Annotated in this window: 8 protein-coding genes, 2 tRNA genes and 3 rRNA genes; 11 read left to right on the top strand and 2 right to left on the bottom strand. The window is 48.7% G+C overall.

The window, feature by feature from the left end; translation table 11 throughout:
• Positions 1-39 precede the first annotated feature (39 nt).
• The 3 genes from ACZ5NB_RS13725 (at position 40) to erpA (ending at position 1847) form a co-directional block, all read left to right on the top strand.
• The gene (locus ACZ5NB_RS13725) at positions 40-894 is read left to right on the top strand and encodes a DUF6776 family protein (RefSeq protein ID WP_460234506.1); all 855 of its coding nucleotides are present in this window, start codon (positions 40-42) and stop codon (positions 892-894) included.
• A 51-nt stretch (positions 895-945) separates the two neighbouring features.
• Positions 946-1368 carry a bactofilin family protein gene (locus ACZ5NB_RS13720; protein WP_460234505.1) on the top strand — a complete coding sequence of 141 codons (423 nt, stop codon included), beginning with the start codon at positions 946-948 and terminating at the stop codon, positions 1366-1368.
• Between the two features lie 125 nt (positions 1369-1493).
• The gene (gene erpA, locus ACZ5NB_RS13715; RefSeq protein ID WP_460234504.1) at positions 1494-1847 is read left to right on the top strand and encodes an iron-sulfur cluster insertion protein ErpA; all 354 of its coding nucleotides are present in this window, start codon (positions 1494-1496) and stop codon (positions 1845-1847) included.
• 43 nt (positions 1848-1890) lie between these two features.
• Here the strand turns inward: erpA and ACZ5NB_RS13710 are convergent, their stop codons facing one another.
• Positions 1891-3012 (bottom strand): anhydro-N-acetylmuramic acid kinase, encoded by a 1122-nt coding sequence (locus ACZ5NB_RS13710; RefSeq protein ID WP_460234503.1) that lies wholly within the window; start codon positions 3010-3012, stop codon positions 1891-1893.
• Between the two features lie 39 nt (positions 3013-3051).
• Positions 3052-4431 carry a peptidoglycan DD-metalloendopeptidase family protein gene (locus ACZ5NB_RS13705; protein ID WP_460234502.1) on the bottom strand — a complete coding sequence of 460 codons (1380 nt, stop codon included), beginning with the start codon at positions 4429-4431 and terminating at the stop codon, positions 3052-3054.
• A gap of 232 nt (positions 4432-4663) precedes the next feature.
• On the opposite strand from ACZ5NB_RS13705, the gene tyrS reads away from it, so the two are divergent.
• The 8 genes from tyrS (at position 4664) to ACZ5NB_RS13665 (ending at position 14672) form a co-directional block, all read left to right on the top strand.
• Positions 4664-5971, top strand: a complete 1308-nt coding sequence (gene tyrS / locus ACZ5NB_RS13700; RefSeq protein WP_460234501.1) for a tyrosine--tRNA ligase — start codon at positions 4664-4666, stop codon at positions 5969-5971.
• A gap of 342 nt (positions 5972-6313) precedes the next feature.
• Positions 6314-7847 (top strand): 16S ribosomal RNA (locus ACZ5NB_RS13695).
• Between the two features lie 267 nt (positions 7848-8114).
• Positions 8115-8191: transfer RNA gene (locus tag ACZ5NB_RS13690), tRNA-Ile, on the top strand.
• Positions 8192-8300: 109 nt separating this feature from the next.
• Positions 8301-8376, top strand: a tRNA-Ala gene (locus ACZ5NB_RS13685).
• 286 nt (positions 8377-8662) lie between these two features.
• Positions 8663-11546: ribosomal RNA gene (locus ACZ5NB_RS13680) — 23S ribosomal RNA — on the top strand.
• Between the two features lie 227 nt (positions 11547-11773).
• A 5S ribosomal RNA gene (gene rrf / locus ACZ5NB_RS13675) occupies positions 11774-11889 on the top strand.
• Together the 16S, 23S and 5S rRNA genes with 2 tRNA genes alongside form the textbook arrangement of a ribosomal RNA operon.
• A gap of 297 nt (positions 11890-12186) precedes the next feature.
• The gene (locus ACZ5NB_RS13670; protein ID WP_460234500.1) at positions 12187-12957 is read left to right on the top strand and encodes an SDR family NAD(P)-dependent oxidoreductase; all 771 of its coding nucleotides are present in this window, start codon (positions 12187-12189) and stop codon (positions 12955-12957) included.
• A 395-nt stretch (positions 12958-13352) separates the two neighbouring features.
• Positions 13353-14672: a lipase family alpha/beta hydrolase gene (locus tag ACZ5NB_RS13665; RefSeq protein WP_460234499.1), complete on the top strand. Its 1320-nt coding sequence runs from the start codon at positions 13353-13355 to the stop codon at positions 14670-14672.
• Positions 14673-14675: the final 3 nt, after the last annotated feature.

Below are 14675 nucleotides of genomic sequence, written 5' to 3'. Positions count from 1 at the left end.
TTAGATAATTTTTAAACCTACAACAATAACGGCTTAATTATGGCAGCGGTTAAAGGAACCAAATCTACGCGCTTAAAAGTGGTCCCGCATCGACCCTATTTTCAGGGTGCGTTGATCGCTGGTTTTGTATGTGCAGTTATTCTGACGGCTATCGCCAGCTATTGGCTTGGCAATAGTCAGGGACAGGCTCAGCAAGCCGAAGCAATTACCGAGCGAGACGAGCTGCGTATTATGCTGGACGCCAAAACGCGAGAAGCGGAGGCTTTATCGCAGAAAGTTGCGAACCTTAGTTTGGCTCGTGAAGTAGACCAAGCGTCTAACGAAGATGTGCGAGGCGAAGTCATTAGCCTCAAAGAGGAAATTGCTGCGCTTCAAGAAGACATCGCGTTTTATCGTGGGTTGATGGCGCCAACAGAAAATCGGCGCGGGCTGACCATAGGCTCTGTTGAACTGAGCGCGACGGGTGTGCCGCGTCGATATGACTATAAAGTGGTTGTGCAGCAGTTGGCGACGAATCATAACGTGCTGAGTGGTTCACTGACGTTCAATATTGTCGGTCGAGAAGGTGAACAGGTTCGTAAAATTCCGCTAAAAGACTTGTCGAGTGAAGTCAATGTGACTGATATTCGCCTACGCTTTAAGTACTTTCAAAATATTGCTGGGCAGCTTGAGTTGCCCCTCGGCTTTGAGCCACAGCGAATTGAATTGGTTGCGAAAACAACTGGGCGTGACGCAGCTGTAGTCGAAAAAATGTCGGAATGGCTGCCAGATTTACCACGTGAGGTGTCTCGAAAGCCGGTTCAAGTTGCTCCGGCTGCAGGCGGTCTGGTTCAGCCTCGCCAACAAACAGATGAGGCCTTGCCATCGGCTGGGGTCGTTCAGTCATCAGAATAACAGTCAATTTAATAAGTCCCCTATCATAGGTGTAACAAGAGAGGAATTAGCATGGCTAAATCGGGCGGAGGCACAGGGACAACCCTGATTGCTCGTAATACTGAAGTCGTGGGCGATGTGCATTTTGCGGGAACCTTGCATATAGAAGGCTCGCTAAAGGGTAATGTCATCGCAAAGGATGGTGCTGATGCTCATTTAGATATTGCCGAGCACGGCATTGTTGAAGGCGAGATCAAGGTGCCTACGGCGCGCATCGATGGCAAAGTGGTTGGTGATGTTCACTCGACCAAACATATTGAACTGGCATCCAAAGCTCAGGTGGAAGGTAATGTCCACTATCAGTTGATCGAGATGGTTAAAGGCTCTCAGGTTAATGGCAGCCTTGTTTATGTCGGTGCTAGCAGCAGCAAAAAATCATCTGGGCCATTTGGTCTGTCAAAAGGTGGCGCTGACGTTGTTTCCGGCACCGCGTAAATTCAAACACTTCACGATTGCCCAGCAATACTTGATTGTTTTGCTGGGTTAAAGCCATAATACTTCTTGTCACCTTTATTCAGGAGTCTCTACTGAGGCGCTGAGTTATTTCTGGAAGTAAACTAATGTCGACCACCGAAACCTTCACTCCCGAGCCTCTGGTACTAACGCCTGGCGCTATTGCAAAAATCAAAGAGCTCGTTGAGGAAGAAGGTAATGATGAGCTGAAGCTTAGAGTGTTTGTCACTGGGGGTGGATGTTCAGGCTTTCAATACGGCTTTGCCTTCGAAGAGGCGATGGCTGATGATGACTTCATCGTTGAAAAGGACGGCATAAAAGCGGTCATTGATTCGATGAGCTATCCCTATTTAATGGGAGCTGAGGTCGATTACGAAGAAGGGCTTCAAGGTTCTAAGTTTGTTGTCCATAATCCTAACGCAGCCACCACCTGTGGTTGTGGTGAGTCATTCTCTATTTAAGTGTCGGTCACTGCGACTGGGCTTTGAGCCGCCGTTCGGTTTTCTAAACGTAATACACACCACCCAAAACCACATCATGGCGGGCACCAGTAACAGTGGCTATATTTCCGTGCCGCTGATTGAGCGTTTGCCGTGCTAACCAAGCGAAACACACGCCTTCTACCCAATCGGGGTGTAACCCCAGATCTTCCGTTGAAGAAACAACATTGGGGTTAAGTTTCGCTTGCAAACTGTCCATGAGAGCGCCGTTGTGAGCGCCCCCACCACAGATATAAACTTCGTAACGCGATGTGTGTGCTTGAGATTGAATGTGTTCTGCTATCGATTGAGTGGTTAATTCGCGCAACGTGGCTTGCACATCGTTTGCTGGTATTTCGCTAAATGAGCTCAATACGCTCTCGACCCAATCAAGAGTAAATTCCTCACGGCCAGTGCTTTTGGGGGCAGGCTGAAGAAAGTAAGGATGCAGCAGGAGCTCTCTCAGTAATTGCGGTTGTGGGGTGCCGCTAGCTGACCAGCGTCCATTGTCATCGTATTCTAATGCTTGATGCTTTTTGATCCATTCATTCATTAGCCCGTTGCCAGGGCCGGTATCGAAACCGATCACATCTGCAGTGCGATGCAGGTGGGTGATATTACTGATCCCGCCGATATTGACGATGAATCGTTCAATATCAGGGTGGCGAAAAACGGCATTGTGAATCGCCGGCGCGAGAGGTGCTCCTTGCCCACCGGCCGCCATGTCTTTGCGGCGGAAGTCTGCCACTGTAGTGATTCCGGTGTTAAAAGCGATAACGCTGGGGTCAGCAATCTGCAGGGTAAAGGGGTGTGGCACTTGGCCAAGCGGGCGGTGCCGAATAGTTTGGCCGTGGCTGCCAATGGCGGTTATCTGATTAGAGCGTAATCCTGCTTTATCGATCACAGAAAGCGCCGCATCAGCGAATAGCGTTGCCAATTGTTGGTCGAGCTGGCCAAGCAGGTCGATCTCGCTATCCCCCGGACGCATTAACCTATAAATGACTTGCTGTATCTCGTCGGGGATTGTGTGGCTGTGTGTGGCGAGAATAGACGGGTGGTCTCCGCTGAAATCTACCGCGACGGCATCTATGCCGTCAGCGCTTGTGCCAGACATCAGGCCCACATAATAATCTGAGGCATTGGGCATGGCAGAATCCTTGGCAGAGCGGAGTTGTTACATTGAACGTTAATTGAGCGTCGTCGTTGTGGCGTTTGAGGCTAACAGGCTGGACTGATGGTAGTCGGCTAACTGGGCCATGATAGGTAACGTCTGTGCTTTGAAATTAGCCAGCTCTGCGACGTCGATGGACTTCGCTTTGGGTAATTTATTAACGATAGTTCTCGGGTTGCGGTGTACACCATCCAATAAGAATTCATAGTGTAAGTGCGGTGCGGTTGAGTATCCTGTCGATCCAACCGTACCAATGGTTTGTTTCTGTTTTACTCGTTGGCCTTTTTTGACGTGGCGCTTATGTAAGTGAAGGTACTTGGTTTGAATGTTGTTTGAATGCTGAAGAACAATGTAGTTACCATTAGCTTTTGTATAGCCAGATGCCACAACCTTGCCGTCACCTGCGGCCCAAACGGGTGTTCCACGGTTTGCCGCATAGTCAGTACCACGGTGTGCCCTAACAGTTTTGGTGATAGGGTGAAGCCGGCGAGGATTGAAGTTTGAGCTAATGCGGCGAAAATCGAGCGGTGCGCGCAAAAAGTCTTTTCGCATGCTCTTACCTTCCGGCGTGTAATACTGAATTCGCCCATCATCATCGATATAACGGACGGCTCGGTAGGTAGTTCCCTGGTTGGTAAACTCGGCAGCAAGTATATCTCCTGCCCCGAGACGCTCACCATCTAAAAACTGCTCTTCGAACAGCACCTTAAAGCTGTCGCCCTTGCGAATGTCGAGAGCAAAGTCGATATCCCAGCCAAAAATGCTAGCGAGAGACATCGTCAGTCCGATGTCCATGTTAACGCCAGGTTGTTGTGCCGCAGCAATTAGCGAGCTGTTGATGATAGATTCGCGGTAGGCAACTTGAATATCGGGTTCGCGGCTATCAAGCTGAGTAACGAAACCATCCGTGGTGCGTTTGTATAGTTTCGAGTTGAGCTTGTTTTTAATGTGTCGGAGCTGTTGCAACTGGCCTTGGTCGTCAATTAAAAATGCGAGCTGGTGGCCGGGAAAAATCTTTCGTAATTCTTTTGCCTCGGATGAGCTATTGGTGAATTCATATACATCTTGATTGTTTAGGCCGGCACGCTGGAAAAGCACGGAAAGATTGTCACCACTTTTTACCGTCAGCGTTTGCCAGTCGGCCACTACTGGTTGAGGGGCGACTTGGTAATCGGCGCTAGCGGCATTGATGTCAGGCAATGATTCTATAGCGGTTGTCGGTTCGAGCGAGAGGGCTAAAGGTATCGGGCCGCGTTTTGCTGAGACGTCTTTCGATGGAAATAAAGACATCATACCGGTTAGGCATACCCCCAACGCGCAGGCAGCGATTAGGTGGGTCCTGGGAAAGTGCTTGGCGGCATGAAGAACCGTACTTTTTTCTTTGTTTTCAGGCATTTCGGTGAATCAGCTAAAAAATTTGTGAACAATGTTAAGTTATATCAGAAAAACTGCTTTATAGCACCCCGATTAGATCATATATACATCGTTTGGTCTGAATGTAACCGCTGTTTGTGACCGCGTGCTCTTAAGGAGTATCCCTCTTGTATTTGGGGTGCTTTCCGGTATGGTTTGCGCCTCAAAATCCGCCCTAACATCAGGGCTTTAACTGTTTTAAGGAACCACAACGATGACTGGTGTTGATAAAGCCTTTCTAGATGACCTCAAAGCCCGTGAGCTAATTGCCCAAACGACAGGCGGCGATGAGTTTGCTGAGTATCTGAATGGTGGCTCGCGCACGTTATATTGTGGTTTCGATCCTACCGCGAGCAGCCTTCATATTGGCAGTTTAGTGCCTTTATTAACGCTTCGTCGTTTTCAGAAGGCTGGTCATAAGCCCATTGCGCTGGTGGGAGGAGCAACTGGTTTAATTGGTGACCCTAGTTTCAAGGCCCAGGAGCGCAAATTAAACACCCCGGATGTTGTAGCGGGTTGGGTTGATCAGCTTCGTTCACAGGTCTCTAAATTTATTGAGTTTGAAGCGGTAGATAATGCGGCCGAAGTGGTGAACAACTTAGATTGGACGGCCAACCTGAATGTTCTCGACTTCCTCAGGGATGTGGGTAAGCATTTCTCCGTAAACAATATGATCAATAAAGAGTCGGTAAAGCAGCGCATTGATCGTGAAGGTGCCGGTATCTCCTATACGGAGTTTACTTACATGCTACTACAGTCGATGGATTTCGCTGAGCTATACAAGCAACACGACTGCACAATACAAATTGGAGGCTCCGACCAATGGGGTAATATTGTTGGTGGTGTTGATCTAGCTCGCAAGCTTTATGGTGGTCATGTGTTTGGCTTAACGTTGCCACTAGTGACTAAAGCTGACGGTACCAAATTTGGTAAAACCGAAAGTGGCACTATTTGGTTAGATTCCAGTCGTACATCTCCCTATGCCTTTTACCAGTTCTGGTTGAATACTGCTGATGCGGATGTGTATAAGTTCTTGAAGTTCTTTACCTTTCTGCCCGTATCTGAAATTGATGCGATAGAAGCGGAAGATAAGGCTTCGCAGTCCAAGCCGAAAGCGCAAGCTGTATTGGCGGAACAAGTGACGGAGCTGGTCCATGGTGAAGCCGGCTTATTAGCCGCAAAGCGAATCACTGAGGCGCTCTTTAATAGTGATGCCAGTGTCTTAGAAGAAAGTGATTTGGAGCAGCTCAAGCTCGATGGTCTGCCTTCTACTATAGTTAACCGTTCTGAGCTGACCGATAAACCCCTAACGCAGTTCTTGGCGGATAGTGGTGTCGCGACATCAGGCAAGCAAGTGAAGGATGCTCTAGCGAGGTCTGCTGTGCTTATTAATGGCGAAGCAAAGTCTATGGATGACAATATGAAGTTGTTGGAGTGCTTCTCGAATGATGGTTCTTATTATGGTCGCTTCTATATCGTTAAGTTGGGTAAGAAGAAGTACCACCTTATTGAAGTAAATTGAGTGTAAAAACACCGTTCGGGCATGAAAAATAGCCGTTCTGGTTGTTCCTTAAGTCATTGAGAAAAAAAGACAAAAATATTTAATTTAGTTGTTGCCAAGGTCGGATTGATCCGTATAATGCGCATCCTCAGTCAGGGCGAGCCCCTACTGGCTTTTTAAGAAAACGAATCAAGCAAAGCGTGTGGGCGCTTGCGGGGTAAGGTGAGACAAAGAACCTTATCAGGCAAGTGACCTAACAATTCATTTTATGTGAAGAAGTAAGTTCACGAGATCTGATCAAAAAATTCGAGATTTGCAGTATGTTCGCAGGCTTAGGTCTGAGGATAAAATCTCAACACTTTTTAATTGAAGAGTTTGATCATGGCTCAGATTGAACGCTGGCGGCAGGCCTAACACATGCAAGTCGAACGCGAAAGTTCCTTCGGGGACGAGTAGAGTGGCGGACGGGTGAGTAACGCGTGGGAATTTGCCCAGTAGTGGGGGACAACAACCGGAAACGGTTGCTAATACCGCATACGCCCTAAGGGGGAAAGCAGGGGATCTTCGGACCTTGTGCTATTGGAGAAGCCCGCGTCGGATTAGCTAGTTGGTGGGGTAAAGGCCTACCAAGGCGACGATCCGTAGCTGGTCTGAGAGGATGATCAGCCACACTGGAACTGAGACACGGTCCAGACTCCTACGGGAGGCAGCAGTGGGGAATATTGCACAATGGGCGCAAGCCTGATGCAGCCATGCCGCGTGTGTGAAGAAGGCTCTAGGGTTGTAAAGCACTTTCAGTAGGGAGGAAGGCTGTAAGGTTAATACCCTTGCAGATTGACGTTACCTACAGAAGAAGCACCGGCTAACTCCGTGCCAGCAGCCGCGGTAATACGGAGGGTGCAAGCGTTAATCGGAATTACTGGGCGTAAAGCGCGCGTAGGCGGCTTGTTAAGCGAGATGTGAAATCCCCGGGCTCAACCTGGGAACTGCATTTCGAACTGGCAAGCTAGAGTGTAGAAGAGGGGTGTGGAATTTCCGGTGTAGCGGTGAAATGCGTAGAGATCGGAAGGAACACCAGTGGCGAAGGCGACACCCTGGTCTAACACTGACGCTGAGGTGCGAAAGCGTGGGTAGCAAACAGGATTAGATACCCTGGTAGTCCACGCCGTAAACGATGTCTACTAGCCGTTGGGGCCCTTGAGGCTTTAGTGGCGCAGCTAACGCACTAAGTAGACCGCCTGGGGAGTACGGCCGCAAGGTTAAAACTCAAATGAATTGACGGGGGCCCGCACAAGCGGTGGAGCATGTGGTTTAATTCGACGCAACGCGAAGAACCTTACCAGGTCTTGACATCCTGCGAACTTTCTAGAGATAGATTGGTGCCTTCGGGAACGCAGTGACAGGTGCTGCATGGCTGTCGTCAGCTCGTGTCGTGAGATGTTGGGTTAAGTCCCGTAACGAGCGCAACCCTTGTCCTTAGTTGCCATCATTTAGTTGGGCACTTTAAGGAGACTGCCGGTGACAAACCGGAGGAAGGTGGGGACGACGTCAAGTCATCATGGCCCTTACGACCTGGGCTACACACGTGCTACAATGGTCGGTACAAAGGGTTGCCAAAGCGCGAGCTGGAGCTAATCCCATAAAACCGATCGTAGTCCGGATTGGAGTCTGCAACTCGACTCCATGAAGTCGGAATCGCTAGTAATCGTAAATCAGAATGTTACGGTGAATACGTTCCCGGGCCTTGTACACACCGCCCGTCACACCATGGGAGTGGGTTGCAAAAGAAGTGGCTAGTTTAACCTTCGGGAGAACGGTCACCACTTTGTGATTCATGACTGGGGTGAAGTCGTAACAAGGTAGCCCTAGGGGAACCTGGGGCTGGATCACCTCCTTAAACGATGCTCACCTACCTCGTAAGTGCTCACACGCATTGCTTGATGACTTTTCTAACAAAGAAAAGCTGCTGTTTTATTACAACTAATAAAATAGGCAGAGGTCGGTTGCCGACCGGTGGCAGGCCAAACCTAGGCGTTATTTTAACGCCGAGATTTTTACGGCTGACAAGGCGCGCGATGAGCGAGTGAAGGAGCATACATTAGGTATGTGACTGAGTGAGCGAAGAGTGGCAACGAAGTCAGACGGAAAAAGATCAAGTTAAAATAGGCCTGTAGCTCAGTTGGTTAGAGCGCACCCCTGATAAGGGTGAGGTCGGCAGTTCAAATCTGCCCAGGCCTACCAATTTGCCGTTACTCGGCGTTGGCTAAAAGCTCATGTGCTACTCGCACACAGCGCTTTCAGCCGCCTTGATTAACGCCAAATTCCTCCATTAGGAGGCTTTGAAGATCAAGGGGCTATAGCTCAGCTGGGAGAGCGCTTGGTTTGCATCCAAGAGGTCTGCGGTTCGATCCCGCATAGCTCCACCAATTTTCTCTACGAGGTAGAGGGAATTAAAGAAGCCAGAAACCAATTGTTTGGTGTATTTTTTAAACAATTGCTTTCTGGTTTTTTAACCGATCAAGATCCTGGCGATCTTGAGATTTTTAACAACGAGATAAAGTTTAAGTAAGTAGAAATACTGCTGATTAATTGGCGATTTAATTTCAAGCTGCTTAACGGATCTGCATGTAGTTTATGTAGGGGCGTTAACGCATTGAATGATCAATCTGTCCGGCGAACCAGAAGTCGTACAATCAGTCGTTTGAACTATATGGTCAAGCGACTAAGTGCACACGGTGGATGCCTTGGCAGTTGGAGGCGATGAAGGACGTAGGAGCCTGCGAAAAGCTTCGGGGAGGTGGCAAGCAACCTTTGATCCGGGGATGTCCGAATGGGGAAACCCACCCAATGTAAGTTGGGTATCTTGCACTGAATCCATAGGTGTAAGAGGCGAACGAGGGGAACTGAAACATCTAAGTACCCTTAGGAAAAGAAATCAACCGAGATTCCCTTAGTAGCGGCGAGCGAACGGGGACTAGCCGATCAATTAAGTGTTAGTGGAACAGTCTGGAAAGTCTGGCGATACAGGGTGATAGCCCCGTACACGAAAGCGCTTAGTTGACATATTAAGTAGGTCGGGACACGTGTTATCTTGACTGAAGATGGGGGGACCATCCTCCAAGGCTAAATACTCCCAACTGACCGATAGTGAACCAGTACCGTGAGGGAAAGGCGAAAAGAACCCCTGTGAGGGGAGTGAAATAGAACCTGAAACCGTGTGCATACAAGCAGTGGGAGCAGACTTGTTCTGTGACCGCGTACCTTTTGTATAATGGGTCAGCGACTTACTGTCAGTGGCAAGGTTAACCGTATAGGGGAGCCGTAGGGAAACCGAGTCTTAATAGGGCGTCCAGTCGCTGGCAGTAGACCCGAAACCGAGCGATCTACCCATGGCCAGGTTGAAGGTGCCGTAACAGGCACTGGAGGACCGAACCCACTAACGTTGAAAAGTTAGGGGATGAGCTGTGGGTCGGAGTGAAAGGCTAATCAAGCTCGGAGATAGCTGGTTCTCCCCGAAAACTATTTAGGTAGTGCGTCCTGTCTTACCCTCGGGGGTAGAGCACTGTTTGGGCTAGGGGGTCATCCCGACTTACCAACCCCATGCAAACTCCGAATACCGAGGAGTACAATCAGGGCAGACACACGGCGGGTGCTAACGTCCGTCGTGAAGAGGGCAACAACCCAGACCGCCAGCTAAGGTCCCAAATATCCATTAAGTGGGAAACGATGTGGGAAGGCTTAGACAGCTAGGAGGTTGGCTTAGAAGCAGCCACCCTTTAAAGAAAGCGTAATAGCTCACTAGTCGAGTCGGCCCGCGCGGAAGATGTAACGGGGCTCAAATGGATAACCGAAGCTGCGGATGCAATTTATTGCATGGTAGGGGAGCGTTCTGTAAGCCTGTGAAGGTGTGTTGAGAAGCATGCTGGAGGTATCAGAAGTGCGAATGCTGACATGAGTAACGACAAGGGGGGTGAAAAACCTCCCCGCCGGAAGATCAAGGTTTCCTGTCCAACGCTAATCGGGACAGGGTTAGTCGGCCCCTAAGGCGAGGCAGAAATGCGTAGTCGATGGGAAACAGGTTAATATTCCTGTACTACTTATTACTGCGATGGAGGGACGGAGAAGGCTAGGCCAGCACGGCGATGGTTGTCCGTGTTTAAGGTAGTAGGCTGGATTCTTAGGTAAATCCGGGAGTCTAAGGCCGAGAGCTGATGACGATCTCATTCTTCGGAACGAGAGAAGTGGTTGATGCCATGCTTCCAAGAAAATCTTCTAAGCTTCAGGTAATAAGTAACCGTACTGTAAACCGACACAGGTGATCAGGTAGAGAATACCAAGGCGCTTGAGAGAACTCGGGTGAAGGAACTAGGCAAAATGGTACCGTAACTTCGGGAGAAGGTACGCCGGTTTGGGTGATGGGACTTGCTCCCTAAGCTCGGGCCGGTCGAAGTGACCAGGTGGCTGCGACTGTTTATTAAAAACATAGCACTCTGCAAACACGTAAGTGGACGTATAGGGTGTGACGCCTGCCCGGTGCCGGAAGGTTAATTGATGGGGTTAGCTTATGCGAAGCTCTTGATCGAAGCCCCGGTAAACGGCGGCCGTAACTATAACGGTCCTAAGGTAGCGAAATTCCTTGTCGGGTAAGTTCCGACCTGCACGAATGGCGTAACGATGGCCACGCTGTCTCCACCCGAGACTCAGTGAAATTGAAATCGCAGTTAAGATGCTGTGTTCCCGCGGCTAGACGGAAAGACCCCGTGAACCTTTACTATAGCTTGACACTGAACTCTGAGCCTATTTGTGTAGGATAGGTGGGAGGCTTTGAAACCGTGACGCCAGTTGCGGTGGAGCCAACCTTGAAATACCACCCTGGTATGTTTGGGGTTCTAACGCCGGCCCATTATCTGGGTCGCGGACAGTGTCTGGTGGGTAGTTTGACTGGGGCGGTCTCCTCCCAAAGAGTAACGGAGGAGCACGAAGGTACCCTAATCCTGGTCGGAAATCAGGAGATTAGTGCAATGGCATAAGGGTGCTTGACTGCGAGACTGACAAGTCGAGCAGGTACGAAAGTAGGTCATAGTGATCCGGTGGTTCTGTATGGAAGGGCCATCGCTCAACGGATAAAAGGTACTCCGGGGATAACAGGCTGATACCGCCCAAGAGTTCACATCGACGGCGGTGTTTGGCACCTCGATGTCGGCTCATCACATCCTGGGGCTGAAGCCGGTCCCAAGGGTATGGCTGTTCGCCATTTAAAGTGGTACGCGAGCTGGGTTTAGAACGTCGTGAGACAGTTCGGTCCCTATCTGCCGTGGGCGTTGGAGAATTGAGAAGAGCTGCTCCTAGTACGAGAGGACCGGAGTGGACGAACCTCTGGTGTTCGGGTTGTCATGCCAATGGCATTGCCCGGTAGCTACGTTCGGACGGGATAACCGCTGAAAGCATCTAAGCGGGAAGCCTCCTTCAAGATGAGTTCTCCCTGGGATTTAATCCCCTGAAGGGCCGTGGAAGACTACCACGTTGATAGGCTGGGTGTGGAAGCGTTGTGAGGCGTTGAGCTAACCAGTACTAATTGCCCGTGAGGCTTGACCATATAATTGAAGCGATTGATTGACGACTGTCCTACAGGTACACGTAGGGTCAGAAACGAAAAGGATCGCGGACAGATTGAACGCCAATAGGCAGTACACTACTTACTTATTAAGCTTACCTAATGTTACTAACACAATGTGACAAACACGGTAACACTTTATCTCACCCTATTTGGAACGTGCGGCACATCACTCGATGATAAGACCAACCACAATCCATACCAGTTTGCCTGATGATCATAGCGAGTTGGAACCACCTGATCCCATCTCGAACTCAGTAGTGAAACGACTTAGCGCCGATGGTAGTGTGGGGTTTCCCCATGTGAGAGTAGGTCATCGTCAGGCTTCTAATGCAAAAGGCCAGTTGAGTAATCAACTGGCCTTTTCTTTTATAACGCTGACCTATCCCTGCGGGATACGGTCATAGTGATGCATGACATCCGTGTCATGCAGGTCTTCGACCCGCCGTCGTCCCTCCGGCGCCCAACATCGTTCCAGACGATGTTGTCAGGCTGCTAATTAAAAACCCCGTGTAGCATACGCCGCTCGGGGTTTTTTATGTTCCTATGAAAGTTATCATTCATTCCTGTCACGCTTTCCTTTAATCTTCCCATTCAATTTATGTAAATAGAAGAAAAATAGATGTCTAAAACGCAAAGTAGGTCTCTCTCTGGAAAGGTTGCGATAGTGACCGGTGGCGTAAAAGGAATCGGTTTAGCCTCAGCGCTTGAGTTAGCTAAGAGAGGTGCGGATGTAGTTATTGCTGACTTGGATGACAGCGATGCCGACAAAGCCGTTTTAGAAATTACTAATCTAGGCGTGCAAAGCTTTTTTCAAAAGACCGATGTTTCTGATCCGGTTCAATTAACAAGCCTAGTTGAAAAGTGTGTCGATCACTTCGGCCGGTTAGACATTATGTTTAATAACGCTGGTGTTGCCGGTGGAGGCAAGCTGCTGGATTGGACTCCCGAAGAGTACCGTAGAGTAGTCTCTGTTAATCAAGATGGCGTGTTCTACGGAATTCAGGCTGCCGCTCGCGCAATGATCAAGGGTGGCAATAGCGGAGTGATCATCAACACTGGGTCGATCTATGGTCAATTGGCGTCACTCTATAGTGTGGGTTACAACGCGTCCAAAGCAGCGGTTGAAAATATGACAAAATCTGCCGCTTTAGAGTTAGCACAGTACGGCATATGTGTGGTTAATGTTGCTCCGGGAGTGACGGATACAAATATGATTAGTGAATATCGTAACGCCGGGTTAGAGAATGCCATGGCGAAAAAACATTTACGTAGGACGCTAATCAAACCTGAAGACGTTGCCCGAGTTGTCGCATTTTTAGCAAGCGATGAAGCCGCCTGCGTCAATGGTACAACGATCTACGCTGACGACGGCTTTTCTGTTTTTAAATAGCGATATTTTTATTAGCCGCACTTTTTATAAGGCGATAGATAATGTGCGGACATAATCTGTCGGCTGATCAACCTTAACTCCACAGTTAGAACCAAACATCTGGTTTTTTAAAGCCCACTGCTTTCGTCGCACTGCGTAGCTTCTTGCAGTGTGACTAATGTAATCGTTTCGATGTTGAAAGTGATGCCACTGATAATGCGATAAAGTGGCGTGTATTATCGAACTTTCTAATTATCAAGTTTACCTGCAAAGAGTGTGACTTTAAGATTATCGTTAGCAAAACTTACGTAGGGGTAGTATCGAATTATTTAGAGCGTCGTGTGATAGACACAATTCGCCGGGTAGATGACAGCCTCTACGTGTAACACAGGGTTTCCTAATTGTTAGGTGTATGTATGTCCAAAATTCTATTTCTGGCTACGCTTCTTTTGCTTGGTTCTTGTAGCCTGGTGCAAGACTTAAGTGATCTCCAGGTTGATTTAGATTCTGCAAACGCCGAAATGCGCTTAATTGCAGGGCGTATAGTCCCAACAAATGATATGTCATACGCTGGTCATACTATAGCGGCGCTGCTGTCTCCCAAGAGTCACAAGGTGTTGTCGTATCAAGTACTAGGCGAAAAACAAAATGAATTTGCATTGGGCCATTCGTCTTCTGAGCCAATTCTTTTTGTCTTCAAAGACGTGAATGCCGATTTTAAATACCAAGCGGGTGAGCCAGCCTCTATAAACGCAGATTTATTGGTGGAAAGCCCGCCTACGCTAGACACCGAGCATTGGGCTTTCAATATTGTGTCTTTAAAACCGCGGACTTCTGAATCGGCTATTCCAAGCCTCGACTTATCTAAAGAAGATAGCATTAGTACCGTGCCATATTTAAGTGCTGATATTGGTTCACTAATCAGTTTCGACGAGCGAAAATTTCAAGATAGCGTGACTAGAATTGGATTGTGGCAACCCTATCGCTTTATCAATGAAGTAGGTTATGGGTTTTATTTGGCGCAGCCGTGGGACCCAGATAGGGGTGTGGTGCTATTCGTCCACGGAATCAACTCGTCTCCCAAAGTGTGGCGCGATTTAATACCACAGCTAAATTGGACTAATTACCAGCCCGTATTTTTCCACTACCCATCAGGTGCTGAATTAGAGGCTAGTGCCTCGATAATGTCGTATGTTGCAACCGAAATGCGTCATAGGTTTCCGGACTTGGAGGTTAGGATTGTTGCACACAGTATGGGAGGGTTGATAACAAAACGCTATTTGCAGATTCAGCATCAAAATGAAGTACCCGTCGCAGATCGTATACTCACCATCTCGACGCCTTGGGCAGGGCATGATGGGGCTCGTTTAGGCGTGGAATATGCGCCGGTTGTGGCACCGGTTTGGCGAGACATGAATCCAGAAAGTAAATTTCTTAGTAATCTCAATCAACGCGGCTTGCCTCCACAGGTAGACCATACCTTGCTATTTAGTTTTTCACCCAAAGAAACGAGTAGTGAGAACATTGATGGTACAGTGAGTCTCGCCAGTCAGCTTGATAGTCGTTCTCAAGTTCGTGCAAATAGAATTCACGGAATCGATAAAGGCCACCAAGCAGTGGTTTCAGCCTCTATCACGGCTGACTATATTAATCATTATATTCTCCGTCCTACGATGGGTATAACGCGAATGGAATCAGGGAGTCAAACACTCGCCAATTTATCTGAATCCGATTAGGCC

Source organism: Aurantivibrio plasticivorans (assembly GCF_055392955.1).
Note: the sequence above shows the minus strand (reverse complement) of the source record. Positions and strands in the feature narration are given on the sequence as shown.